Annotated in this window: 1 protein-coding gene; it reads left to right on the forward strand. The window is 34.4% G+C overall.

From position 1 onward, the window contains the following. The coding region (gene ileS / locus HG1285_RS04570) for an isoleucine--tRNA ligase (protein ID WP_008288607.1) at window positions 1-2,501 on the forward strand (2,501 nt) is incomplete at both ends.

Consider the following 2,501-nt stretch of genomic DNA (forward strand, 5'->3'; position numbering starts at 1 on the left):
TGCAAACGGACATATACATATAGGTCATGCTTTAAACAAAATCTTAAAAGACATTCTTGTCAAATATGAATCAATGAAAGGAAAAGATGCTCCATTTGTTCCCGGATGGGACTGCCACGGACTTCCAATAGAACAGCAGGTTGAAAAAGAGCTCAAAAAACAGAAAAAAAGAAAAGAAGACATTCCAAAACCAGAGTTTAGAAAACTCTGTAGGGAGTATGCAGCCAAATTTGTTGAAATACAAAAAGAAGAATTTAAAAGACTTGGAATAATTGGAAACTGGGAAAAACCTTATCTTACTATGAGACCTTCCTATCAAGCTCAAGAGATAAGAGAGCTTGGCAGAATTTTCAATAAAGGTGTAGCATATAGAGGAAAAAAACCTGTTTACTGGTGTATATACGATAAAACAGCAGAAGCTGAAGCAGAAGTTGAATATGCAGACAAAAAAGACCCTTCCGTTTATGTGGCATTTAAATTAGTAGAATCACCATTCAACATAGAAAAACCTGTTTATGCAGTAATCTGGACAACCACTCCATGGACATTGCCTGCTAACCTTGGAATTATGGTAAATCCTGACTTTGATTACGTGTTCTTAGATAATGGTGAAAAAGTTTTTATAGTAGCTAAAGAACTTTTAGAAAGTTTTAAAGAAAAAACAGGCATAGAAGGAACTGTTATAAAAGAAGTAAGAGGTAGAGAACTTGAGTTTTTAGAATATGAGCATCCGTTTATAGATAGGGTTTCAAAAATATATCTTTCAGAATTTGTAGAACTTGGCACGGGTACAGGGCTTGTTCATATGGCTCCTGGACATGGTCAGGAAGACTATGTAATTGGTCAAAGATACGGCGTAGAACCATTTGCACCTGTAGATGATGAAGGAAGATTTACAAAACAGGCTCCAGAATGGCTTCAGGGATTAAGGGTTTTTGAAGCTAACGAAAAAATAATTGAAAAACTTCAAGAAATAGGAGCACTTCTGCACCACGAAGTAATAAAACACTCATATCCTCACTGCTGGAGATGTAAAAATCCTGTTATATTCAGGGCAACTCCTCAATGGTTTATTGGAATAGATGCAGTCATAGAAAACGGAGCAACCCTTAGAGGAGAAGCAATAAAAGAGATTGAAAGGGTTAAATGGATTCCAAAATGGGGACAAAATAGAATAAAATCAATGGTAGAAAATAGACCTGACTGGTGTATATCTAGACAGAGAGTCTGGGGAGTTCCAATTGCTGTATTTTACTGCGAAGAATGTGATGCTATAGCGGACGAACCAGAAATCTTTGAACATATAGCAAATTTAGTTGAAAACTACGAGTATGGTGCAGACTTATGGTTTGAAAAAGAGACACACGAGCTACTTCCTGAAGGGTATAAATGTAAAAAATGCGGAAGCACTAACTTTAAAAAAGAAGAAGATATACTTGACGTATGGTTTGACTCAGGTGTTTCTCACGCAGCAGTATTAAAAACCGGTTTCTGGGAAGAGTTAAAATGGCCTGCGGACATGTATTTAGAAGGATCGGATCAGCACAGAGGATGGTTCCAGTCTTCACTTCTTGAATCTGTAGCATCATATAATAGAGCGCCTTACGACAGCGTTTTAACCCACGGATTTACCCTTGATGAAAAAGGTAGAAAAATGTCTAAGTCTGCTGGAAATGTTGTCCCTCCAGAAAAAATAATAAAACAGTACGGTGCAGATATACTTAGACTTTGGGTTGTTACAGAGGATTATACCGAAGATATAAAAATAGGATTTAATTTAATAAAAGCAGTTGCTGATGATTACAGAAAAATAAGAAATACATTTAGATACTTCCTTGGAAACCTTTATGATTTTAATCCTGAAACTGATAAAGTTAAACACGAAGATATGCTTGAAATTGATAAATGGATGATATCAAAACTTCAAAATATAATAGATTTATCTCACAACTATTACGGGCAATATACCTTCTATAAGATTTATCACACTATAAAGCAGTTTATAATTGTAGATTTATCAGCTACCTACTTAGATATTTTAAAAGATAGACTCTACGTTTATGCTCCTGACTCTTTAGAAAGAAGATCTGCTCAAACTGTGTTATGGGAACTTTTAAACTCTTTAGTTAAAATATTTGCACCAATACTATCATTTACAGCTGAGGAAGTTTGGCAGCACGTTAGAAAATTTGCTCCTAAAGCAAAAGAAAGTATTCATCTTGAACTGATGCCTGTTGTGGATAAAGATTACATAAACAAAAATTTAGAAGAAGTATATGAAAAATTATTGAAAGTAAGAGATGATGTTCTCAAAGCATTAGAAGAAGCAAGAAAAAATGGACTTATAAAACACCCTTATGAAGCTAAAATTATTTTAAACTTACCTGAAGAATATAAAAAATTAGTAGAAGAAAGATTAGACTGGATAAAATTTTTCTTTACAGTTTCTCAGGTTGAACTTGCAGATAAAATTGATGCAGACGTTGTAATAGAAGGGGAAA

The sequence above is a fragment of the Hydrogenivirga sp. 128-5-R1-1 genome, assembly GCF_000171895.1.